The sequence below is a fragment of the Streptomyces sp. NPDC031340 genome (assembly GCF_055569945.1).
In genome coordinates, this window is sequence record NZ_JBVIIE010000040.1 from 46,384 (window position 1) to 66,445 (window position 20,062).

Here is a 20,062-nt window from a genome sequence, read left to right on the forward strand (position 1 = left end):
CCCGCTCAGCAGAGAGCTTCTTGCGCCCTTGCGGGCTCCGCACCTTCCGGATCTGGAAGTCCATCGCATCCCCTGAACTGGGGTGTTGCGATGGCCACTAGAACCTAAGGTGTCGGCGGACCCGGGCCCTGTGGTCGGTGTCTGGGGTCAGTCGTGCGTCCTGCCGCGGCCGGTCAGCGCGTCGCGGACCCGGTCGACCAGTCCGGCGCCCGGCGCCAGGAGCTTGTTGGCCGGCGGCTTGTCCGGAGCGGACGGGTGGGGACGGGTCGGGGCGGTCTTCTTCGCCTGCCGGACCTTGTCGCCGATCTCGTCCAGCGCCTCGGCGGGGCACGCGGCGCGCAGCCGGGGGAAGAGGTTCCGCTCCTCGTCCGCGACGTGCTCGCGGATCTCGCTCATCAGCATCCCGATGAGCCGGTCGAACTCGATGTCGCCCGGCTCGCGGCTCTCCAGGTCCTTCATGATCTGCTCGGCCCGGGCGTGATCCTGGAGCTCCTTGTCGGCCAGCGCGTCACCGCCGTCGACGTGCTTGCGGACGGCGGGGTAGAGATAGGCCTCCTCCGCCACCGAGTGCCGGACCAGCTCCATCGTGGCCTGCTCGGCATAGGTCTTGCGGTCCTTCGCACCGGGCGGCAGCGCCTCGATGCGGCCGAAGAGCTCCTCGACCTCGCGATGATCGGTCATCAGCTCGTCGATGACGTTCCCACCATGACCCATGTCCACCACCTCCTGGCTGCGCACGGCGGGCCCGGCCGGACCCGCCTCGGCCCCCCGGGTGCCCCGCGTCGGCACGGCCACACCGCCTGATCGGCGGCGCGTCCCGGGGGCCGGTCCGACCGGGTGGCGCCCAGCGGTCGGCCGCCGTCGGCCGACGGCTGCGGCGCCTTCCGGCCGGGCGCGGTCACTCCTCGGCGGCCCGCTGGGTCCACGTCCAGGCGTACTGCAGCCAGTCCGCGATGGTGACCGCGCCGAGGCCGGCGCAGACCAGGCGGGTGGCGCGGGGCGCGGCGGTGTAGCCGCAGACCAGGGCGCCGGCCAGCCAGACCGAGGTGCAGAACGGGCACGACACCAGGTCGCCGACGGCATGGCGCACGCCGTCCCCGCGCGGTTCGTCCATGACCTCGGGGCCTTCGCCCTCACCCTTGCGGCGGGTGAACGGCGCCCGCAGGAAGCTGGTGATCTTGTCGTTGGACAGCAGCCTGGACGCCTTGTACGTCGCCGCTCCGAGCAGCGCCACGTCCCACGGGGGCACCCGCTGCGGCAGCCGTACGCCGCGGCGCCACGCCACCGCGGTGAACGCCGCGAGGCCGGTCGCGAAGACGCCGCTGAGTACGGCGTAGCCCGCCAGCGGCTCGTCGGACTCGTCGTCGTAGCGCGCGGCGTCCGTCGTCATGGGACCTCCCTGGAACCTGCCCGTCCGGTGTGCCGGCCCCGGGTTCCCCCGCGCGGCGACGGCCACACCTGGCCCCAGGAGGCGGGGTCAGGCCAGGGACAGGAAGAGCTTCTCCAGGCGGGCGCGCATCTGGACGGAGTCCCGCACCTCGGGGTCCTCGCTGGTCATGCACTGTTCCAGCCCGGTCGCGATGATCGAGAACCCGGCCCGGTCCAGGGCCCGGGAGACCGCCGCGAGCTGGGTGACCACGTCTTCGCAGTCCCGGCCCTCCTCGATCATCCGGATGACACCGGCGAGCTGGCCCTGGGCGCGCCGCAGCCGGTTGAGGGCCGCCTTCAGCTCGTCGGCCGACATGTCGAGTTGCACACTTCCTCCTCGTATATACCCCCGCGGGTATCTTAACCCGCTGAGGGAACACGCCCCGGAAGCATTCTGTTCCCGTGACGGCGGCGACAGCGGCCGGGCGGCCTGACGCCGCCCGGACCGATTGTGACCCGCCCGCCCGTGGCCGCGTGCGGGATCAGGCCAGCTCGACGAGCAGGTCACCGCCCTCCACCTGCTGGATGCGGTTGATGGCGAGCCGGGCGACCGTGCCGGCCTTGGGCGCGGTGATCGCGGCCTCCATCTTCATCGCCTCGATGGTGGCGACGGTCGCCCCGGCCGCCACCTCGTCCCCCTCGGCGACGGCAAGGGTGACCACACCGGCGAACGGCGCGGCGACGTGGCCGGGGTTGCCGCGGTCGGCCTTCTCCGTCACCGGCACGTCGGAGGCCGCCGCCTTGTCGCGGACCTGGATGGGGCGCAGCTGGCCGTTGAGCGTGGACATCACCGTGCGCATGCCGCGCTCGTCGGCCTCGCCGACCGCCTCCAGCTCGATGAGCAGCCGCACACCGGGTTCGAGGTCGACGGCGTACTCCTTGCCCGGGCGCAGGCCGTAGAAGAAGTCCTTGCTGTCGAGGACGCTGGTGTCGCCGAAGGCCTGCCGGTGGGTGTCGAAGTCGCGGGTCGGGCCGGGGAACAGCAGCCGGTTGAGCGTGGCGCGCCGGTCCTTGGCCAGGCCCGTGCGGTCGTCCGCCGTCAGTTCCTGCACCGGCCTGGCCTCGGCACGCCCCTGCAGCGCCTTGCTGCGGAAGGGCTCCGGCCAGCCGCCGGGCGGGGTGCCCAGCTCGCCGCGCAGGAAGCCGATCACGGAGTCGGGGATGTCGAACCGGTTCGGCTCCGCCTCGAAGTCCTCCGGCGTCACGTCCGCGCCGACGAGGTGCAGGGCGAGGTCGCCGACCACCTTGGACGACGGGGTGACCTTGACCAGGTGGCCGAGGATGCGGTCGGCGGCGGCGTACATCGCCTCGATCTCCTCGAAGCGGTCGCCGAGGCCGAGGGCGACGGCCTGGGTGCGCAGGTTGGAGAGCTGGCCGCCGGGGATCTCGTGGTGGTAGACGCGCCCGGTCGGGGAGGCGAGGCCCGCCTCGAACGGGGCGTAGATCCTGCGGACGCTCTCCCAGTACGGCTCCAGGTCGCCGACGGCCTGCAGGTCGAGCCCGGTGGGCCGCTCGGAGTGGTCGGTCGCGGCGACGATCGCCGACAGCGAGGGCTGCGAGGTGGTGCCCGCCATGGAGGCCACCGCCCCGTCGACCGCGTCGGCGCCGGCCTGGATCGCGGCGAGGTAGGTGGCGAGCTGGCCGCCCGCGGTGTCGTGGGTGTGCAGGTGCACCGGCAGGTCGAACTCGCGGCGCAGCGCGGAGACCAGCTTCGCGGCGGCCGGCGCGCGCAGCAGGCCCGCCATGTCCTTCACCGCCAGGACATGCGCCCCGGCCTCGACGATCTGCTCGGCCAGGCGCAGGTAGTAGTCGAGGGTGTACAGGCGCTCGTTCGGGTCGGACAGGTCGGAGGTGTAGCACAGGGCGACCTCGGCGATCGCCGTGCCGGTGGCCCGTACGGCGTCGATGGCGGGGCGCATCTGGCCGACGTCGTTGAGCGCGTCGAAGATCCGGAAGATGTCGATGCCGGTGGCGGCCGCCTCCTCGACGAAGGCGTCCGTCACCTCGGTCGGGTACGGGGTGTAGCCGACGGTGTTGCGGCCGCGCAGCAGCATCTGCAGGCAGATGCTGGGCACGGCCTCGCGCAGCGCGGCCAGCCGCTCCCACGGGTCCTCGGCGAGGAAGCGCAGGGCGACGTCGTAGGTGGCGCCGCCCCAGCACTCCAGGGACAGCAGCTCGGGCAGCGTCCGCGCGACGACGGGCGCGACGGCGAGCAGGTCCTTGGTGCGCACCCGGGTCGCGAGCAGCGACTGGTGGGCGTCGCGGAAGGTGGTGTCGGTGATGCCGATGGTCGGCGACTCGCGCAGCCGGCGGGCGAAGCCCTCGGGGCCGAGCTCGACGAGCCGCTGCCGGGAGCCCGCGGGCGGCTCGCCGGCGGGCAGCGGGGGCAGCTTGGTGACCGGGTCGATCAGGTCGGGCCGCTCGCCGTGCGGGCGGTTCACGGTGACGTCGGCGAGATAGGTGAGCAGCTTGGTGCCGCGGTCGGCCGAGGAGCGCGCGGTCAGCAGGTGCGGACGCTCCTCGATGAACGCCGTCGTCACCCGGCCGGCCTGGAAGTCCGGGTCGTCGAGGACCGCCTGCAGGAACGGAACGTTGGTGGCCACGCCCCGGATGCGGAACTCGGCCACGGCGCGCCGGGCCCGGCCGATCGCGGCCCGGAAGTCGCGTCCCCGGCAGGTGAGCTTGACCAGCATCGAGTCGAAGTGGGCGCTGATCTCCGTGCCGGCGTGCGTGGTGCCGCCGTCCAGCCGGATGCCGGAGCCGCCCGGGGAGCGGTAGGCGCTGATCCGGCCGGTGTCGGGGCGGAAGCCGTTGGCGGGGTCCTCGGTGGTGATACGGCACTGCAGGGCCGCGCCGTGCAGCCGCACCGTGTCCTGGGAGAGCCCGAGGTCGGCGAGCGTCTCGCCGGAGGCGATGCGCAGCTGGGCCTGGACGAGGTCGACGTCGGTGACCTCCTCGGTGACCGTGTGCTCGACCTGGATGCGCGGGTTCATCTCGATGAAGACGTGGTTGCCGTCGCGGTCGAGCAGGAACTCCACGGTGCCCGCGTTGCGGTAGCCGATCTCGCGGGCGAAGCGGACCGCGTCGGCGCAGATGCGGTCCCGCAGCTCCGGGTCCAGGTTGGGCGCGGGCGCCATCTCGATCACCTTCTGGTGCCGGCGCTGGAGCGAGCAGTCGCGCTCGAAGAGGTGGATGACCTCGCCCTCGCCGTCGGCGAGGATCTGCACCTCGATGTGGCGGGGGTCGACGACGGCCTTCTCCAGGAAGACGGTGGGGTCGCCGAACGCGGACGCCGCCTCCCGGGACGCGGCCTCGATCGACTCGCGCAGCTGCGCCGGCTCCATCACCCGCCGCATGCCGCGGCCGCCGCCGCCCGCGACCGCCTTGACGAAGACGGGGAAGCCGATCTCCTCGGCGGCGCGGACCAGTTCGTCCACGTCCGTGGAGGGCGCGGAGGAGCCGAGCACGGGAACGCCGGCCGCGCGGGCGGCGGCCACCGCGCGCGCCTTGTTGCCCGTCAGTTCCAGGGTGTCGGCGCTGGGGCCGACGAAGGTGATGCCGGCCTCCTCGCAGGCGCGCGCCAGCTCGGGGTTCTCGGACAGGAAGCCGTACCCCGGGTACACCGCGTCCGCGCCCGCCCGCCGCGCGGCGCGGACGATCTCCTCGACGGAGAGGTACGCCCGCACCGGATGCCCGGGCTGGCCGATCTCGTACGCCTCGTCGGCCTTGAGCCGGTGCAGCGAGTTGCGGTCCTCGTGCGGGAAGACGGCGACGGTGCGGGCTCCCAGCTCGTAACCCGCCCGGAATGCCCTGATCGCGATCTCACCACGGTTGGCGACCAGCACCTTGCGGAACATCGCCGCTCCCTTCAGCCTGCCGATGACTGCACCATGGTGGCGGTGGCGCCGTCGGCACGCCATGTGAGCAAGGCCACTCCGTGACCGTGCGCGCCCCCTCGCCACCTCTCGGTCATCGCCTCCGGGCCCCGGCGAGAGCGGTCGGTCAGTCGCGGTGGTAGGGGCGGTCGAGGAAGACCAGGGCGTCGCCGACGGCCCGCTCGCTCGCCCCGCTCGGCCGGTTGACCAGCTGTCCGCGGACCGACATCGCCGTGGAGCCGCCGCCGTCGAGGTTGACCGCGTCCCGCAGGCCCAGCGCCCGGGCGACGGCCGCGGTCTCGTCCATCGTGGTGCCGACGCTGGTGGTCATGCGGCCGTCGATGGTGGCGAGCACGATCCTGCCGCCCTTCGTCGTGCCGGCGATCGTGCGCGGGTTGCGGTCGAAGAAGCCGCCGGTGCCCGCCGGGACGACGACGCGGCCGTCCCGGGTGAGGCGGTAGCGGCCGTTCACGCCGAACAGGCCGGGCCGCAGCGGCAGTTCGGCGCCGTCCTCGTCGGTGAGCACGGACGTCGTCCGCAGGCATCCGCCGTCCGCCACCCGCAGCAGGGCCGCCGCGTCCTGGCCCGTCGCCTGCAGCGAGGTCTGGCCGACGGCCAGCTCCGTGCCCCGCCGCGCCGACGTGCGCACCACGCAGCCGCGCCGGTCGAGGACCACCTCCACGCCGGCTCCGGGCGGGGTGGCGGCGGCGAAGTCGGGGGTGAACTCGACGACGTCGCCGGGGACGGCGCACCGCGTCTGGTCGTCGAGGCCGGCGCAGGCGGCGGGCACGACCGGCGGGTGGTCGACGTACTCCAGCGGCAGCACGGCGCCGGTGCTCCGGTTGCGCACGCTGCCGGTCCAGCCCAGGTGGCCCATCAGCACCCGGTTGCTCCGGGCGTCGACGACGAAGTCGGCCTCGGCCGGGTCGCCGGCCGGCTCGCTGAGCAGACGTCCGCCGTACAGCCCGAGCCCGACCGGGTCGCCGGGGTAGTCGCGGCTGGCGGTGAAGGTGAAGAACGAGGCGTTGACGCCGGCCAGGGCGCCGGCGGAGGCCACGAGTTCGGTCGTCCGCTCGACCCCGGCCAGGTCCGGCCCGTACGTGGCCTCCAGGTGCCCGCGGGTGCGGTGCGGGTCGACGGTGAGGACGTTCACCCGCCACGGGCCGCGCGGGGTGGTGTTGATCCGGTCCGCCGGGGCGGGCTCGGTGCCCCGGACGATCCGGGTCAGCGTGACGCCGTCGGCGAGCGTCTCGGTGGAGCGGGTCTCCACGAGGTCGGCGTCGCCGAGCGGCAGGGCCGCCGCCCCGCCGCCCGGGGCGCCGGTGGCCGTGGCGTGGGCGGCCGGGGCGAGCACCAGGGTCAGCAGCGCGGCGGCCGTGACGGCGGCGGCGCGGACCGGTCCGTGTCCGGAGCCTCTTCTGCGGGGGGAGTCGGCAGTCATGCCCGTCAGGGTGGCCGCCCGTGGCGAACCCTCGCCACGGTGCCTTTCGAGCCACCGGCGGCGGGTGCGTGAACACTCGGGGGCCGCGGCGCGCAACCCTGTCGCAACGTCGCGTGTGCTGCGCTGGGTTCATGTATGAGGAGATCCCCCGCGTCGAGTTGACGCCCGCGGCCGCCGACCTGGTGCGACGGCTGCGCGCGATGCACGGCCCGCTGATGTTCCACCAGTCCGGCGGCTGTTGCGACGGCAGCGCGCCGATGTGCTACCCGGAGGGCGAGTTCCGCACCGGCGGCTCCGACGTGCTGCTGGCGGAGCTGCGGGTCGACGGCGTGGCGGAACCCGTGACGTTCTGGATGTCGCGCGCTCAGTACGAGGCGTGGAGTCACACCCGGCTGATCGTGGACGTCGTCGAGGGACGGGGCAGCGGTTTCTCGCTGGAAGCACCCGAGGGAGTGCGTTTTCTCACTCGTTCTCGCGTAGTCGACGCCTGACCGCTCCCGCGGGCCGTCGCCGTCTGCTGCACTTCACCGGAAGTGCTGGACAGGTGACGAGACCTCAAGGGGCAAGGGTGACGTTACGTCAGAGGCATGTGACTGCATACGGATCCGGCAGAGCGGCACTGGCGTTCCTCGCGGCGCTCGGCGCGCTGGCCGGTGCGTCCCTCACGGGTGCGCCGGCGGCCGGCGCCGCGCAGCGGGCCACGGTGATCGCGCCGGGTGTCGTGTACGAGAAGGTGGACCTCCAGGGCGCCAAGGGCCCCGCCCGCGCCCATGTGCTGAGCGTGGACCTGACCGACTCGCATGTGCGGACGGGTCTGCTGTATCCGCGGGCGGTGGCCGCGCGGGCCGCCGTGTCCGCGCTGGCGGACGCCCAGGGCGCCGTCGCGGGCGTCAACGGCGACTTCTTCGACATCACCGAGTCCCAGCACCCGGGCGTCGAGGCGACCGGCGCGAGCGTCGGACCGGCGATCGCGGACGGGCGCGCGCTGAAGGCCGCGGTGCCGGACGGGCAGCGCTTCGGCCCGGCGCTGCCGCCGGGGACCAGCACCCGGGACGTGTTCGGCGTGGACGCCGACCGCCGGGCCCGCCTCGGCCGCCTGTCCCTGGACGGTTCGGTCCGTACTCCGGAGGGGAGTGTGCCGCTCGGGGGGCTCAACCAGTACGCGCTGCCGGTGGGTTCGATCGGGGCCTTCACGTCCGACTGGGGCAGTGCCTCCCGGGTGCGCGCCACGTGCGGCACGGACACCGACCGGGCGGCGCCGTGCAGCACCGACACCTATGAGGTGACGGTCCGTCACGGGCAGGTCGTGGAGACGTCGGACGCACCGGGCGGGGGCGCCATCGCCGCCGGGACCACGGTGCTCGTCGGCCGGGAGGCGGGCGCTCAGCGGCTGCGGAAGTTCTACGAGGGCGAGCCGGTGACGGTGTCGCACCGGCTGGTGGCGGCCGCCGCGGGCACGGCCTTCCGTTTCGCGATCGGCGGCTACCCGGTCCTGAAGGACGGACGGCCCCTGCCGGGTCTGGACGACGTGGCCTCGGCCGTGCGCACCGCCGTCGGCGCCGCGGACGGCGGACGTCGTCTGCTGTTGTTCGCGCTGGACGGCTCCGCCGAGTACCGCAGCGGCCTCACGGTCGCCGAAGTGGCGCGGGCGATGCGGTCGTTGGGGGCGGAGGACGCCTTCAGCCTGGACGGCGGCGGGTCGACGACCCTGGTCGCCCGCGCGTCGCGGGCGGACTCCGTGACGGTGCGCAACCATCCGTCCGGGGGCGCCGAGCGCCCGGTCCCGAACGGCATCGGGGTGTTCAGCACGCCGTGAGCCTCACGGTCGCAGACGGCCGACGATGTCCGCCGTCGCCGTGAAGCCGCTGTGGATGGTGGGCGCGATGCTGGAGCTCGCCAGGTAGAAGCCGAGCAGCCCGCACACCAGGGCGTGCGAGAACTTCAGTCCGCCGCTGCGCACGAAGATCACCGCCAGGATCAGGAGCAGCAGCACCACAGAGATGGAAATCACCATCGTCAACCTCCTCCGCCACGCCCGTTTCGCGGCGTTCGGCCGCAAGTGTGGCGCAGCGGAGGGGCGCTCCGTGCGGCTGACCTGTCCCCCGAACGTGTGGTTCTACGCCGCTTCGTGGGCGTCCAGGAACGCCTCCAGACCGGCCAGGTCGTCCGTGTTGAGGTAGTCGACGCCGGCGGCGAGCAGTTCGGCCCACAGCGCGTCGCGGGCCGGTCCCGCCACGTCGGGCGTGGCCCAGAAGCGCACTCGCCGGCCGCGCGCATGGGCCTGCTGGACGATGCCGCGCAGCCTGGCCCGCTCGGCGTCGGGGAAGGCGCCCACGCCGAGCCAGCTGAAGTTGAGGGTCCAGTTGTCGCTGATCAGCGGGATGAAGGAGGCGGGCGCGGAACCGCCGAGGTCGGTGAGCCGGCCGTCGTAGAAGGCGCGGCGCACGGTCTGCGCCTCCATGGGCGCGCGGGCCGCCCGGTCGCCGGAGACGACGGCGGTGACCGGTCCGGGCCGGACCCGGCCGTGGGCACAGGCGGTGAACAGGTGTGCATGGCGCCGGAGGTGGCGGTCGAGTTCGAGGTAGGTCGACGAACCCTCGGTCTTGATGTCGATCAGCAGTTGCAGCGGCCTGTGGTGACCCCGGTACACGGAGCCGTGGTTGGCCCTGACCCGGGCGGCCAGCGGTGCGAGGTAGAGGGATTCGAGGGTGCGGGCCGGGTCGAGGTCGACCGGGTCGTGGGCGACCAGGAGTTGGTCGCCGACCAGGTAGATGTCGGCCTCGACGCTGCCGAAGCGGTGGTCGAGTGCGTCCAGGAGGGGGCGCGGGTGCTCGTAGTCGTTGTGGGCGTGGGCGCGCCACAACGGGTGCGGTGCGCGTCCGCGTTCACCGGCGAGTGCGCGGGTCGCGGGCAGCGCGACGGTGCCCGCGAGGGCGGCGCCGAAGGTGGTGAGGGCTCTGCGACGGGTGGTGAGGGCCATCTCTGCCTCCCTTTGAGGGCCAGGGGAACCTCAAGGAGTATGAGGTGCCTGAGCCGTCAAAGGAGCTGCGCCGCAGAGGAGTTGGCCGGAGTGCCGCCGTGCGTTCACCGCTGCCGCCGCCCGGGGGCCGGGCACGCGGAACAGGCCCGCCCCGGTCGGGGCGGGCCTGTTCCGGCGCTGTCTCAGGGGGCCTGGAGGTCGACCGGTCCGGCGAGCGAGGCGCGGTGGGCGCCCGCCGTGCCGTAGGCGATCGAGTCGGCCTTGGCCCGCTTGAGGTACAGGTGGACCGGGTGCTCCCAGGTCATGCCGATGCCGCCGTGCAACTGCAGCGCCTCCTCGGCGGCGTGGACGGCGACCGGGGCCGCGTACGCCTGGGCGACGGCGACCGCGATGTCGGCGTCCTCGCCGGCGGCGAGCGCGTCGGCCGCGTTGCGGGCGGCGGCCCGGAGGCCGACGACCTCCAGCCAGAGCTGGGCGAGCCGGTGCTTGAGCGCCTGGAAGCCGCCGACGGGCCGGTTGAACTGCTTGCGCTCCTTCAGGTAGCGCACCGTCTCGGTCAGCGTCCAGTCGGCGAGGCCCAGTTGCTCGGAGGCCAGCAGCCCGGCGCCGGCCCGCAGGGCACGGTGGACGGCGGGTTCGGCGTCGCCCAGCCGGCGGCCCGGGGCTCCGTCGAGGGCGACGGTGGCGAGCGGCCGGGTGAGGTCGAAGGACACCTGCGGGGTGACCGTGGCGTCGGAGGCGGCGACCGCGTAGAGGCCGCCGTCGTCCGCGGGCACCAGCAGCACGTCGGCGACGGCGGCGTCGGCGATGCCGGTCAGCTCCCCGTGCAGCGCGCCGTTTTCGAGGCGTGCGGTCGGGAAGGCAGCGCCGGGCGCGGTGTGCAGGCCGACGGCGAGCGCGCCGATCTTCGTCGCGGACGCCAGTTCGGTGAGCAGGTCGTCGGCGCCGCAGGCCAGCAGCGCCTCGGTGGCGACGACCGCGCTCGTCAGATACGGCACCGGCGCGACCGCCCGCCCCAGCTCCTCCAGCACGACGGCCGCCTCCCGGTGGGTGGCGCCCTGGCCGTCCAGCTCCTCGGGCACCAGCAGACCGGCGAGGCCCATGCCGTCGGTGAGCGCCTTCCACAGCCGGATGTCGTGCGGGGCGTCCGACTCGGTGCGCGCGACGACGCCCGCCGCGTCGCAGTGGTCCGCGAGCAGGTCGCGGACGGCGGCGCGCAGCGCCTCTTCCTCCTCCGAGTACAGCAGGTCGGTCATCGGGCCAGGTCCTTCCAGGCGACGTCCTTGTCGGTGCGCGGCTCGGCGGGCAGGCCCAGGACGCGCTCGGCGACGATGTTCAGCAGGACCTCGCTGGTCCCGCCCTCGATGCTGTTGCCCTTCGACCGCAGGTAGCGGTACCCGGCGTCGCGGCCGGTGAAGTCCACCAGCTCCGGCCGGCGCATGGTCCAGTCGTCGTACAACAGGCCTTCTTCGCCGAGGAGTTCGACCTCCAGACCGCTGATCTCCTGGTTGAGGCGGGCGAACGCGAGCTTCATGCCGGCGCCTTCGGGGCCGGGCTGGCCGACGGTGAGCTGCTGGCGCAGGCGTTCGCCGGTGAGGCGGACGACCTCGGCCTCGACCCAGAGCTTCAGCAGGCGCTGGTGCAGGTCGTGGGTGCGCAGGTCCGGGCGTTCCCGCCAGGTCTTCGAGACCGGGCCGATCATGCCGCCCTCGCGGGGCAGCCGCATGCCGCCGATGGCGACGCGTTCATTGTTCAGCGTGGTCTGCGCGACCCGCCAGCCGTCGCCGACCTCGCCGAGCCGGCGGGAGTCGGGGATGCGCACGTCGGTGAGGAAGACCTCGTTGAACTCGGCCTCGCCGGTGATCTGGCGCAGCGGGCGGACCTCGACGCCCGGGTCGGTCATGTCGCAGACGAAGTAGGTGATGCCCTGGTGCTTGGGCACGTCCGGGTCGGTGCGGGCGATCAGGATGGCCCAGCGGGCGAGGTGGGCGCTGGACGTCCACACCTTCTGCCCGTTGACCACCCAGGTGTCGCCCTCACGGACGGCGCGGGTGCCCAGCGCGGCCAGGTCGGACCCGGCGCCGGGCTCGCTGAAGAGCTGGCACCAGACCTCCTCGCCGGTCCACAGCGGCCGCAGGTAGCGCCGCTTCTGCTCCTCGGTGCCGTACTTCAGGACGGTCGGCGCGGCCATCCCGAGGCCGATGCCGATGCGGCGGGGGTCGTTGTCGGGGGCGCCGGCGGCCTCCAGCTCGGCGTCCACGACGGCCTGGAGGGAGCGGGGGGCGCCGAGACCGCCGAGGCCCTCGGGGTAGTGCACCCAGGCGAGGCCGGCGTCGAAGCGGGCCCGCAGGAAGTCCAGGCGGCCGGTGGTCGCGGGCGGGTTGGCGGCCAGCAGCTCCCGCGTACGGCGGCGCAGTTCCTCGACGTCGGTCATGCCGTCTCCTCCGGGGTCACGACGACGCGGCCGGTGGTCAGGCCGTCCGCCACCCGCTGCACGGCGCCCGCCGCCCCGCCCAGCGGCACGCGCTCGCTGATCAGCGGCTTGACGGCGCCCCGGGCGGCGAGTTCGGTGAGCTGCTCGTGGCAGTGCTGGACCAGCTTGGGGTTCTTGGTGTTGTACAGGCCCCAGTGCAGGCCGAGGATCGAGTAGTTCTTCACCAGGGCGTGGTTGAGCGCCGGGCTGGGGATGGTCCCGCTGGCGAAGCCGACGACCACGATCCGCCCCTCGAAGGCGACGAGCTTCGCGGACTGCGCGTACGCCGCGCCGCCGACGGGGTCGTAGATCACGTCGGCGCCCTGTCCGCCGGTGGCCTCCTTGACCGCGGCGACGACATCGTCGACGCGCCGGTCGACGACGACGTCGCAGCCCAGCTCGCGGGCGACGGCGGCCTTCTCGGCGCCGCCGACGACGCCGATGACCCGGGCGCCCGCCGCCTTGCCCAGCTGGACGGCCGCGCTGCCGACGCCTCCGGCGGCGGCGTGCACCAGCAGCGTCTCGCCGGCCTGGAGACCGGCCCGGCGGTGCAGTCCGAACCAGCCCGTCTGGTAGCCGATGTGCAGGGCCGCGGCCTCGGCGTCGTCCAGCGAGTCCGGCGCGGGCAGCACGGCGGCGGCGTCCACGACGGTGTACTCGGCGAAGCCGCCGTACGGCAGCACCGGGTTGGCGATCACGCGGCGCCCGTCCTCGGTCTCGCCGCAGATCTCCACGCCCGGCGTGAAGGGCAGCGGCGGGCGGACCTGGTACTGGCCCCGGCACAGCAGGGCGTCCGGGAAGTTGATGTTCGCGGCGCGCACCTTCAGCAGGACCTGGCCGTCGCCCGGCGTGGGCGCCGGGACCTCCTCGAGCCGCATCACCTCGCTCGGCTCGCCGTTCTCGTGCACTTGCCATGCCTGCATGCCGTGCCTCCACGGGACTGCGTCGTCGGACCGGGGTGGCCCCCGGAGTCGACCGGGGCCGACGGCATACTAAGCGGTCGCTTGCCCATCAGGGAACAGTCCCCCGGCAACCGGCACCGCGTCACGGCCCGCTCGGACCACCCGAACCGCCGGGCCGCTCCGGCCGCTCCGGCCGCTCCGGCCGCTCCGGCCGCTCGGACCGGCCGGACCGCCCGGACCGCTTGGGCCGCGCCCGGACGTGCATCCGCTCACCCTGCGGCCCGAACAGGCTCAGGAACTCCACCGGCCCCTCCCCCGTCGATCCGAACCAGTGCGGCGTCCGCGTGTCGAACTCCGCCGCCTCGCCCGCCGCCAGCACGACGTCGTGCTCGCCCAGCACCACCCGCAGCCGGCCGGACAGCACGTACAGCCACTCGTAGCCCTCGTGACTGCGCGGGTCGGGCTCCAGCCTGCGCTGGGGTTCCAGCACCTTGTACGCCTGGAGGCCGCCCGGCCTGCTGGTCAGCGGCCAGTGGGTGCGCCCGCCCCGCACGATCGGCTTCGACCGTACGCGCGGATCGCCGGCCGGCGGGGCGCCGACCAGCTCGTCCAGCGGCACCTGGTGGGCCCGCGCGAGCGGCAGCAGCAGCTCCAGGCTCGGCTTGCGCAGCCCGGACTCCAGCCGCGACAGCGTACTCACCGAGATGCCGGTGGCCGCCGACAGCGCGGCGAGCGTCGCGCCCCGCTCCTTGCGGATCCGCCTGAGCCGCGGGCCGACCTCCGCGAGGACCTCGTCCGTGTCGTCACTCATGCAGCCATTGCAGTTTCGGCAAACCTGTTTGTCAATGCGGCAGCGTCCGGGTCACCTTCTGGGTGGAGGTGGTCATCGATGACGCAGAACATGACCGACAGGACGAACACCACTCAGAGGTACGACGTGGTCGTCGTCGGAGGCGGCGCGGCCGGGCTGTCCGCCGCGCTGGTCCTCGGCCGGGCCCGCCGCAGCACCCTGGTCGTCGACGCGGGCGAGCCGCGCAACGCGCCCGCCGCCCACATGCAGGGGTACCTGTCGCGGGACGGCATGCCGCCGGCCGAGTTCCTGGCCGTCGGCCGCGAGGAGATCGCCCGCTACGGCGTCGAGCTGGTCCGGGACCGGGCGGTGGACGCCGCGCCGGGCTTCACCGTGTCCCTGGAGAGCGGCCGGACCGTGCGCGCCCGACGCCTGGTCGTCGCCACCGGCCTCGCGGACGAGCTGCCGGACGTCCCCGGCGTGGCCGAGCGCTTCGGCCGGGACGTGCTGCACTGCCCGTACTGCCACGGCTGGGAGGTCCGCGACCGGGCCTTCGGCGTCCTCGCGACGACACCGGCGAGCGTGCACCAGGCGCTGATGGTGACCCAGTGGTCGAAGGACGTGACCTTCTTCCCGCACACGGTGACCGAGTCGGACCTGTCGGAGGACGACCGGCGCCGGCTGGCCGCGGCCGGTGTGAAGACGGTGCCCGGCGAGGTCGCCGGGCTGGCGGTCGACGGCGACCGGCTCACCGGCGTGCGCCTCACGGACGGCACCCTGCACGGGCTGGAGATGCTGTTCACCGCGCCCCGCGCCGTCCCGCGCACGGATCTGCTGCGGCGGCTGGGCGCGGAGCTGCACGAGACGCCGTTCGGCGCCTACCCGGTGGTCGACGAGACGGGTCTGACGACCGTGCCCGGCGTGTGGGCGGCCGGCAACGTGCGGGGCTTCGCCGAGCAGGTCGTCAACGCGGCGGCCGGCGGCTACCGGGCGGCCGCCACCCTCAACGGGGAACTGCTGATGAGCGACCTGGACAGCGCCACGCAGGTGTAGCGGGGCCGCCCGCGGTGCACCCTTTACTGCATGCTGCTCGCCAAGCTGGCCCATGTGTCCCGGGAGGTCGCCGCCACCTCGGCGCGTTCCCGGAAGACAGCCCTGCTCGCCGGGCTGTTCCGGGAGGCCGCGGCGGACGACGTGCCGGTGGTCATCCCCTACCTGGCGGGACGGCTGCCGCAGGGGCGGCTCGGCGTCGGCTGGAAGGTGCTGAGCCGTCCCGTCGCCCCGGCGGCCGAACCGTCCCTGACGGTGCGCGAGGTCGACGCCCTCCTGACCGAGCTGGGCAAGGTGTCGGGTGCCGGCGCGCAGGCCGAACGGATGCGGCTGGTCGGGGAGTTGATGGGCGCGGCCACGGCGGAGGAGCAGCGGTTCCTGATCGGCCTGATCACCGGCGAGGTACGGCAGGGCGCCCTGGACGCCGTCGCGGTCGAGGGGCTGGCGCAGGCCACCGGGGCGCCGCCCGCGGACGTGCGCCGGGCGGTGATGCTGGCGGGCTCGCTGCAGGCGGTGGCGCAGGCCCTGCTCGGGGAGGGTCCCGCGGCGCTGGAGCGGTTCCGGCTCACCGTCGGCCGTCCGGTCCTGCCGATGCTGGCGCACAGCGCCTCGTCGGTGGCCGAGGCGGTCGGCAAGCTCGGCGCCTCGGCGGTGGAGGAGAAACTGGACGGCATCCGGGTGCAGGTGCACCGCGACGGCGACGCCGTGCGGATCTACACCCGCACCCTCGACGACATCACCGCCCGGCTGCCCGAGGTGGCCGGCGCGGCGCTGCGGCTGAGGGGCGGGCGCTTCGTCCTGGACGGCGAGGTCATCGCCTTCGACGAGCACGGCCGGCCCCGCCCCTTCCAGGAGATCGCCGGCCGGGTCGGCTCCAGCGTGGACGTGACCGCGGCCGCCGGGACGGTGCCGGTCAGCCCCGTCTTCTTCGACCTGCTGTCGGTGGCCGACCGCGACCTGCTCGACCTGCCGTTCACCGAGCGGCACGCGGAGCTGGCGAAGCTGGTTCCCGCGCCGATGCGGGTGCGCCGCACCGTGGTCTCCGGCCCCGGTGACGCCGCCGAGGCGGAACGATTCCTCGCCGACACGCTGGCGCGCGGCCACGAGGGTGTGGTGGTCAAGGCCCTCGACGCCGCCTACAGCGCGGGCCGGCGCGGCGCGTCCTGGCTGAAGGTCAAGCCCGTGCACACGCTCGACCTGGTGGTGCTGGCCGCCGAGTGGGGCCACGGCCGCCGCACGGGCAAGCTGTCCAACCTCCACCTGGGCGCCCGCGACGCCGACGGCTCGTTCGTCATGCTCGGCAAGACCTTCAAGGGCATGACCGACGCGATGCTCGCCTGGCAGACCGAGCGCCTGCGGGAACTGGCCGTCGAGGAGAAGGGGTGGGGGGTGACCGTACGCCCCGAACTCGTCGTCGAGATCGCTTACGACGGTCTGCAGCGGTCCCCGCGCTACCCGGCCGGCGTCACGCTCCGCTTCGCCCGCGTGCTGCGCTACCGCGCGGACAAGCGCCCCGAGGAGGCCGACACCGTCGGGACCCTGCTCGCCGCCCATCCGCGGGTGCGCCCGTGACGGCCCGGCACAGTGCGGGCCTGCTGCTGTACCGGCGCACCGGCGAGGGCCTGGAGGTGCTGCTCGGCCACATGGGCGGCCCGTTCTTCGCCCGGCGCGACGCCGGCGCGTGGACCGTGCCGAAAGGCGAGTACGAGCCCGGCGAGGAGCCCGCGCGGGAGGCCGCCCGCCGCGAGTTCCAGGAGGAGCTGGGGGTGCCGCCGCCCGACGGTGAGGCCGTGCCGCTCGGCGAGGTCCGGCAGTCCGGCGGCAAGGTCGTCACGGCCTGGGCGGTGGAGGCCGACCTCGATCCGGCCACGGTCGTCCCGGGCACGTTCCGCATGGAGTGGCCGCCGAGGTCGGGCAGGGTGCGGGAGTTCCCGGAGCTGGACCGCGTGGCCTGGTTCGCCCTGGAGCGGGCCCGCGAGGTGATCGTCACGGCGCAGGCGGCGTTTCTCGACCGCCTGGCTGAGCACTCGGACTGACAACCCCCACGCGTTGCGCCGCCCCGCACCGCGCGGGAAGGTCGAAGCAGGTCCGCTCAGGAGGAGGTCGGTCATGCCCATCGCGACGGTGAACCCGGCGAACGGCGAGACGGTCAAGACGTACGAGGCCATGGACGAGGAGGAGGTCGAGCGGCGGCTCCAGCTCGCCGAGGCCACCTTCCGCACCTACCGCACGACCGGCTTCGCGGACCGCGCGCGCCTGATGAACCGGGCCGCCGACCTGCTGGACCAGGACCAGCGGGAGATCGCCCGGGTGATGACCACCGAGATGGGCAAGCCGGTCGGGCAGGCCCGCGCCGAGGCCGCCAAGTGCGCCAAGGCGATGCGCTGGTACGCCGAGCGCGCCGAGGGGCTGCTCGCCGACGAGGAGCCGGACGAGTCCGACGTGCACGACTCCGGCGCCTCCCGTGCCCGGGTGCGCTACCGGCCGCTGGGCCCCGTCCTCGCGGTGATGCCGTGGAACTTCCCGCTGTGGCAGGTGGTGCGGTTCGCCGCGCCCGCGCTGATGGCCGGCAACGTCGGCCTGCTCAAGCACGCCTCGAACGTCCCGCAGACCGCGCTGTACCTGGAGGATCTCTTCCACCGGGCCGGGTTCGAGGTGGGCTGCTTCCAGACCCTGCTGATCGGCTCCGCGCAGGTCGACGACGTGCTGCGGGACGAGCGGGTCAAGGCGGCCACGCTGACCGGCAGCGAGCCCGCGGGCCGCGCGGTCGCCTCCACCGCCGGGGAAATGATCAAGAAGACGGTGCTGGAACTGGGCGGCAGCGACCCGTTCGTGGTGATGCCGTCCGCCGACGTCGAGCGGGCCGCGCGGGTCGCGGTGACCGCCCGGGTGCAGAACAACGGGCAGTCCTGCATCGCCGCCAAGCGGTTCATCGTGCACACCGACGTCTACGACGCCTTCGCCGAGCGGTTCGTCGCCGGGATGGCGGCGCTGAAGGTCGGCGACCCGATGGACGAGAACACCGAGATCGGGCCGCTGGCCAGCGAGCAGGGGCGGACCGACCTGGAGGAACTGGTCGACGACGCCAGGCGCGGCGGGGCGAGCGTGCTGTGCGGCGGTGAACGGCCGGAACGGCCCGGCTGGTACTACCCGCCGACCGTCCTGGCCGGCGTCACCCGGGAGATGCGGATCCACCGGGAGGAGGCCTTCGGGCCGGTGGCCACGCTGTACCGGGCGGACGACCTGGACGAGGCCCTGCTGATCGCCAACGACTCCCCGTTCGGCCTGAGTTCGAATGTCTGGACCCGGGACGAGGCCGAGGCCGACCGGTTCGCACGGGACCTGGAGGCGGGCGCGGTGTTCTTCAACGGGATGACCGCTTCCCACCCGGCCTTCCCCTTCGGCGGGGTCAAGCGGTCCGGGTTCGGGCGTGAGCTGTCCGGGCACGGAATCCGCGAGTTCTGCAACATCACCACGGTTTGGCACGGTGCGTGAGCGCCGCGCGGCTACCATCCCGTCTGTGAACCGCGAAGTGACCCTGCCTCTGATCGTCGACGACCGCGGTACCTTGCAGGTGGCCGCGGCCGACGTAAGCAAGTTGTTGCGGACCGTGGGCGGACGGTGGCTGCATCTGGTGGAGGCCGGGGAGGGCGGACTCGACGAGGACACGGTGGCCGCGCTGACGATCGAGCTCGCCAAGCTCGCCGACCGCATCGACGTGGCGTGCATCGCGCACAGCAGCGGCCGGACCGGGTGAGCGGCCGGTCAGACCGTCTGCGTCAGCGTTGACCAGAACATCGCCTCGTAGTTCTGGAGCAGGCGGCCGTAGGTGTACACGCGGGACTCGTCGAGGGTCCCCGCGTCCAGGGCCGCCCGGACCGCTTCCGCCGCCCCGCGCTCCAGCTCCGGGGCGGGCCGGGCGAAGAAGTCGAAGAACCCGCAGGCCTCGTCCGTGAAGTCGTAGTGGTGGCGCAGGGCTTCGGCGATCCGCGCGCAATAGCCGCCCCAGGCAGAGAAGTTGGCGGTGAGCGCGAGGACCACGTCGGCCGGTGCGGCATTGAGCGCCAGCCAGGCGACACAGGCCGGATACGCCTGGCAGCCGGGCAGCGGCCGGTACTCGCGGGCGCGGGTCTCGTCGACGCCGCAGGCCCGCGCGAACGCCGTCAGCCGCTGCCGCGCCAGTTCCTCTCCCTCGGCGAGCGTCGTGAAGAACGCGGCCGTCTCCGGCCGGTCCGCCGCGCGCCGCGCCAGATGCAGGAAGGCCCGGCGGTCCGCGGGGATCACCCAGCCCTGTTCGAGGGCCAGCGCCGCGAGCGTCTCGCGCGGGGCGGCGCCTCGCTCGATCAGCGGGACGAGGGGGTTGGCCCTCGGGTCCGGGGCAAGTTGCGCGGTGGTCGTCTCCAGCAGTTCCGTGGCCGTCCGCGCCATCGCGTCCTCCGTGGGTCCGGGTGCGAAGTCTCCGGGGTGCCGAGCCCCCGCCTCGACGCCAAGCGTCCCGGACCCGACGCGGTCCCGCGAGACACGTTCGGCCGAACGGTGTCCGGTCCGGACGTCCGCGGCAGCCCGGCGACCGGCCGCCGGACAGCCGATCGGCGCCGACCACCGCGCCGCTGCCGGCGCGGCGAACTCTGCCGCCCCGCGCGGCCGGACCGGAGCCATCGCCACGAGCTCCCGACACACCCGTCGTCGAGTCGACCGCCGGGCCGGCACTCCCGGACGCGGCCCCGCAACCCGACCGGCGCCCGCCGCCACCGGGCGGCGCGGCTCACGTGCCTCTACTGCCAAGGGGCGGCCGGACCGGCCGCAACCGCTGCGAGCCCCCGGCACACCCTTCGTGGAGCCAACCGCCGGGCCGGTACCTCAGACGTGCCTGTGCCGCCACGGGCGGCCGAATCGGCCGGGGTCGTGCGAGCCCCCGGCACGCCCGTCGTCGAGCCAACCGCCGGGCCGGCACCTCAGACGTGCCTGTGCCGCCACGGGCGGCCGAATCGGCCGGGGTCGTGCGAGCCCCCGGCACGCCCGTCGTCGAGCCAACCGCCGGGCCGGTACCTCAGACGTGCCTGTGCCGCCACGGGCGGCCGAATCGGCCGGGGTCGTGCGAGCCCCCGGCACGCCCGTCGTCG

General features: G+C 74.1%; 18 protein-coding genes and 1 pseudogene. 7 read left to right on the top strand and 12 right to left on the bottom strand.

Annotated features, from left to right (window positions below; genetic code table 11):
* Positions 1–147: 147 nt before the first annotated feature.
* The 5 genes from ACZ5GT_RS27725 to ACZ5GT_RS27745 form a co-directional block, all read right to left on the bottom strand.
* Positions 148–714 carry a hemerythrin domain-containing protein gene (locus tag ACZ5GT_RS27725; protein WP_469031637.1) on the bottom strand — a complete coding sequence of 189 codons (567 nt, stop codon included), beginning with the start codon at positions 712–714 and terminating at the stop codon, positions 148–150.
* A gap of 184 nt (positions 715–898) precedes the next feature.
* Positions 899–1,390, bottom strand: coding sequence for a DUF1360 domain-containing protein (locus tag ACZ5GT_RS27730; RefSeq protein ID WP_469031638.1), 492 nt, complete (start codon positions 1,388–1,390; stop codon positions 899–901).
* A gap of 87 nt (positions 1,391–1,477) precedes the next feature.
* Complete coding sequence (locus tag ACZ5GT_RS27735; RefSeq protein WP_469031671.1) at positions 1,478–1,744, bottom strand: metal-sensitive transcriptional regulator; 267 nt, start codon at positions 1,742–1,744, stop codon at positions 1,478–1,480.
* A gap of 166 nt (positions 1,745–1,910) precedes the next feature.
* Positions 1,911–5,285, bottom strand: a complete 3,375-nt coding sequence (locus ACZ5GT_RS27740) for a pyruvate carboxylase (RefSeq protein WP_469031639.1) — start codon at positions 5,283–5,285, stop codon at positions 1,911–1,913.
* Positions 5,286–5,430: 145 nt separating this feature from the next.
* Complete coding sequence (locus ACZ5GT_RS27745) at positions 5,431–6,744, bottom strand: phosphodiester glycosidase family protein (protein WP_469031640.1); 1,314 nt, start codon at positions 6,742–6,744, stop codon at positions 5,431–5,433.
* A gap of 131 nt (positions 6,745–6,875) precedes the next feature.
* Here ACZ5GT_RS27745 and ACZ5GT_RS27750 point away from each other — a divergent pair, with 131 nt between their 5' ends.
* Positions 6,876–7,235, top strand: coding sequence for a DUF779 domain-containing protein (locus tag ACZ5GT_RS27750; protein ID WP_469031641.1), 360 nt, complete (start codon positions 6,876–6,878; stop codon positions 7,233–7,235).
* Positions 7,236–7,333: 98 nt separating this feature from the next.
* The gene (locus tag ACZ5GT_RS27755) at positions 7,334–8,560 is read left to right on the top strand and encodes a phosphodiester glycosidase family protein (RefSeq protein WP_469031642.1); all 1,227 of its coding nucleotides are present in this window, start codon (positions 7,334–7,336) and stop codon (positions 8,558–8,560) included.
* Positions 8,561–8,563: 3 nt separating this feature from the next.
* On the opposite strand, the gene ACZ5GT_RS27760 is transcribed toward ACZ5GT_RS27755, so the two are convergent.
* The 6 genes and pseudogenes from ACZ5GT_RS27760 to ACZ5GT_RS27785 form a co-directional block, all read right to left on the bottom strand.
* The gene (locus ACZ5GT_RS27760; protein ID WP_469031643.1) at positions 8,564–8,758 is read right to left on the bottom strand and encodes a hypothetical protein; all 195 of its coding nucleotides are present in this window, start codon (positions 8,756–8,758) and stop codon (positions 8,564–8,566) included.
* A gap of 102 nt (positions 8,759–8,860) precedes the next feature.
* Positions 8,861–9,724, bottom strand: a complete 864-nt coding sequence (locus ACZ5GT_RS27765; protein ID WP_469031644.1) for a phosphatidylinositol-specific phospholipase C/glycerophosphodiester phosphodiesterase family protein — start codon at positions 9,722–9,724, stop codon at positions 8,861–8,863.
* Positions 9,725–9,906: 182 nt separating this feature from the next.
* Positions 9,907–10,980 (bottom strand): acyl-CoA dehydrogenase family protein, encoded by a 1,074-nt coding sequence (locus ACZ5GT_RS27770; protein ID WP_469031645.1) that lies wholly within the window; start codon positions 10,978–10,980, stop codon positions 9,907–9,909.
* Positions 10,977–12,158: an acyl-CoA dehydrogenase family protein gene (locus ACZ5GT_RS27775; RefSeq protein WP_469031646.1), complete on the bottom strand. Its 1,182-nt coding sequence runs from the start codon at positions 12,156–12,158 to the stop codon at positions 10,977–10,979. The genes ACZ5GT_RS27770 and ACZ5GT_RS27775 overlap by 4 nt, the downstream gene beginning before the upstream one ends.
* Positions 12,155–13,120, bottom strand: coding sequence for an NADPH:quinone oxidoreductase family protein (locus ACZ5GT_RS27780; RefSeq protein WP_469031647.1), 966 nt, complete (start codon positions 13,118–13,120; stop codon positions 12,155–12,157). The genes ACZ5GT_RS27775 and ACZ5GT_RS27780 overlap by 4 nt, the downstream gene beginning before the upstream one ends.
* A 214-nt stretch (positions 13,121–13,334) precedes the next feature.
* Positions 13,335–13,910: pseudogene (locus tag ACZ5GT_RS27785) on the bottom strand (helix-turn-helix domain-containing protein); the annotation flags it as partial.
* 78 nt (positions 13,911–13,988) lie between these two features.
* Here ACZ5GT_RS27785 and ACZ5GT_RS27790 point away from each other — a divergent pair.
* The 5 genes from ACZ5GT_RS27790 (at position 13,989) to ACZ5GT_RS27810 (ending at position 18,696) form a co-directional block, all read left to right on the top strand.
* A complete protein-coding gene (locus tag ACZ5GT_RS27790) occupies positions 13,989–14,942 on the top strand; it encodes an NAD(P)/FAD-dependent oxidoreductase (RefSeq protein WP_469031648.1) in 954 nt (317 codons plus the stop codon).
* Positions 14,943–14,972: 30 nt separating this feature from the next.
* On the top strand, positions 14,973–16,511 hold the full coding sequence (locus ACZ5GT_RS27795; RefSeq protein ID WP_469031649.1) for an ATP-dependent DNA ligase: 1,539 nt from the start codon (positions 14,973–14,975) through the stop codon (positions 16,509–16,511).
* Complete coding sequence (locus ACZ5GT_RS27800) at positions 16,508–16,975, top strand: NUDIX hydrolase (RefSeq protein WP_469031650.1); 468 nt, start codon at positions 16,508–16,510, stop codon at positions 16,973–16,975. The genes ACZ5GT_RS27795 and ACZ5GT_RS27800 overlap by 4 nt, the downstream gene beginning before the upstream one ends.
* A 73-nt stretch (positions 16,976–17,048) precedes the next feature.
* Positions 17,049–18,434: an NADP-dependent succinic semialdehyde dehydrogenase gene (locus ACZ5GT_RS27805; protein WP_469031651.1), complete on the top strand. Its 1,386-nt coding sequence runs from the start codon at positions 17,049–17,051 to the stop codon at positions 18,432–18,434.
* Between the two features lie 25 nt (positions 18,435–18,459).
* Positions 18,460–18,696, top strand: coding sequence for a DUF6213 family protein (locus ACZ5GT_RS27810; protein ID WP_324784941.1), 237 nt, complete (start codon positions 18,460–18,462; stop codon positions 18,694–18,696).
* A gap of 8 nt (positions 18,697–18,704) precedes the next feature.
* Here the strand turns inward: ACZ5GT_RS27810 and ACZ5GT_RS27815 are convergent, their stop codons facing one another.
* The gene (locus tag ACZ5GT_RS27815) at positions 18,705–19,367 is read right to left on the bottom strand and encodes a thiaminase II/PqqC family protein (protein ID WP_469031652.1); all 663 of its coding nucleotides are present in this window, start codon (positions 19,365–19,367) and stop codon (positions 18,705–18,707) included.
* Positions 19,368–20,062 lie beyond the last annotated feature (695 nt).

Bases quoted from the DNA above. Each gene is read 5' to 3' on its own strand.
- ACZ5GT_RS27725 (WP_469031637.1), bottom strand. From the start codon at position 714: ATGGGTCATGGTGGGAACGTCATCGACGAGCTGATGACCGATCATCGC.
- ACZ5GT_RS27730 (WP_469031638.1), bottom strand. From the start codon at position 1,390: ATGACGACGGACGCCGCGCGCTACGACGACGAGTCCGACGAGCCGCTG.
- ACZ5GT_RS27735 (WP_469031671.1), bottom strand. From the start codon at position 1,744: ATGTCGGCCGACGAGCTGAAGGCGGCCCTCAACCGGCTGCGGCGCGCC.
- ACZ5GT_RS27740 (WP_469031639.1), bottom strand. From the start codon at position 5,285: ATGTTCCGCAAGGTGCTGGTCGCCAACCGTGGTGAGATCGCGATCAGG.
- ACZ5GT_RS27745 (WP_469031640.1), bottom strand. From the start codon at position 6,744: ATGACTGCCGACTCCCCCCGCAGAAGAGGCTCCGGACACGGACCGGTC.
- ACZ5GT_RS27750 (WP_469031641.1), top strand. From the start codon at position 6,876: ATGTATGAGGAGATCCCCCGCGTCGAGTTGACGCCCGCGGCCGCCGAC.
- ACZ5GT_RS27760 (WP_469031643.1), bottom strand. From the start codon at position 8,758: ATGGTGATTTCCATCTCTGTGGTGCTGCTGCTCCTGATCCTGGCGGTG.
- ACZ5GT_RS27765 (WP_469031644.1), bottom strand. From the start codon at position 9,724: ATGGCCCTCACCACCCGTCGCAGAGCCCTCACCACCTTCGGCGCCGCC.
- ACZ5GT_RS27770 (WP_469031645.1), bottom strand. From the start codon at position 10,980: ATGACCGACCTGCTGTACTCGGAGGAGGAAGAGGCGCTGCGCGCCGCC.
- ACZ5GT_RS27775 (WP_469031646.1), bottom strand. From the start codon at position 12,158: ATGACCGACGTCGAGGAACTGCGCCGCCGTACGCGGGAGCTGCTGGCC.
- ACZ5GT_RS27780 (WP_469031647.1), bottom strand. From the start codon at position 13,120: ATGCAGGCATGGCAAGTGCACGAGAACGGCGAGCCGAGCGAGGTGATG.
- ACZ5GT_RS27790 (WP_469031648.1), top strand. From the start codon at position 13,989: ATGACGCAGAACATGACCGACAGGACGAACACCACTCAGAGGTACGAC.
- ACZ5GT_RS27795 (WP_469031649.1), top strand. From the start codon at position 14,973: ATGCTGCTCGCCAAGCTGGCCCATGTGTCCCGGGAGGTCGCCGCCACC.
- ACZ5GT_RS27805 (WP_469031651.1), top strand. From the start codon at position 17,049: ATGCCCATCGCGACGGTGAACCCGGCGAACGGCGAGACGGTCAAGACG.
- ACZ5GT_RS27815 (WP_469031652.1), bottom strand. From the start codon at position 19,367: ATGGCGCGGACGGCCACGGAACTGCTGGAGACGACCACCGCGCAACTT.